Origin of the sequence: Phaeovulum molybdatiresistens, assembly GCF_023544865.1 — a bacterium.
Taxonomy (GTDB): Bacteria; Pseudomonadota; Alphaproteobacteria; order Rhodobacterales; family Rhodobacteraceae; genus Pontitalea.
Genome location: NZ_JAMJFX010000074.1, coordinates 1 through 1,193 on the forward strand (window position 1 = coordinate 1; position 1,193 = coordinate 1,193).

The 1,193-nt window shown below is 63.9% G+C and carries 1 pseudogene; it reads left to right on the forward strand.

Annotation, left to right across the window (positions count from 1 at the left end):
• Window positions 1–1,031, forward strand: a pseudogene (locus MXB90_RS17695) (IS1182 family transposase); the annotation flags it as partial.
• Window positions 1,032–1,193 lie beyond the last annotated feature (162 nt).

Genomic DNA, 1,193 nt, shown 5'->3' on the forward strand with positions numbered 1-1,193 from the left:
GATTGCGTCGCCATCGACGGCGAGCCAAATTCAAGGCCGTGAACAACCGCGACAGGAACTTCACCAAGGGCAAGATCGCCAGCCGCATCGCCCATCTCGAAGCCGATGTCGAACGCTACATCACCGAGATGGTCCGCATCGACCGGCAGGAGGAGGGCGAGACCAGGGCCGAGAAGGTCCAGCATCTGTCCCGGCGCTATGGCCGCATCCGGCAGGAGATCGCGCGGCTCAAGGAGATGGAACAGGCCCTTGCAGATGCGCCGGACGGCCAGATCTCTCTGACGGACCCCGACGCCCGCGCAATGGCGACCAGCGCGCGGCACAGCGGGATCGTCGGCTACAACGTCCAGAGCGCCGTCGATACCGAGACCCATCTGATCGTCGCGCATGAGGTGACCAATCAGGGCTTCGACCGCGGACAGCTCAGCCCGATGGCAACCGCGGCCAAGGTGGCCCTTGGGCGGGATGACCTACACGCCATCGCCGACAAGGGTTACTTCAGCGGCCCCGAGATCTTGGCCTGCCATGAGGCGGGCATCACCACGACGGTGCCGCGACCGGCGACCTCGGGCAATGCGGCCAAGGGCATATATGTGAAGGCAGACTTCGTCTACGACGCTGAACGGGACGTCTATGTCTGCCCGGCAGGCGAAGACCTGACCTACCGCTACACGACCGAGGAACGCAGCATCCCGATCCGGCGATACTGGATCAATGGATGTAAGACCTGCCCGCTCCGGAGCAATTGCACGACCGGCAACGAGCGGCGGATTTCACGATGGGAGCGTGAGGATCTGGTCGACGACATTGATAGCCGTCTGGGGCGCGACCCGGACTACATGACCCTCCGCCGCTGCACCGTCGAACACCCGTTCGGCACGATCAAGGCGTGGATGGGCGGCACCCATTTCCTGACGCGCAGGCTGAAGAACGTCCGTAGCGAGATGGCGCTGAACGTGCTGGCATATAACATGAAGCGAATGATCGCCCTGCTCGGCGTCAGGGGGCTGATGCGCGCCATCCAGCGCTGATCTCAGTCGCTTTGAGGCCGCATCAGGCCGAACCGTAGCCGTCAGAACCCTTCCATTGGTGCGGTGAAAGCGATCTGCCCTCCTCACGAGCGCGGTGGCCCGAAGTGCTCCAATCGCCCACGCCTCCGACGTCAACACCGCGTTTCCACACAGCCTCGGCCC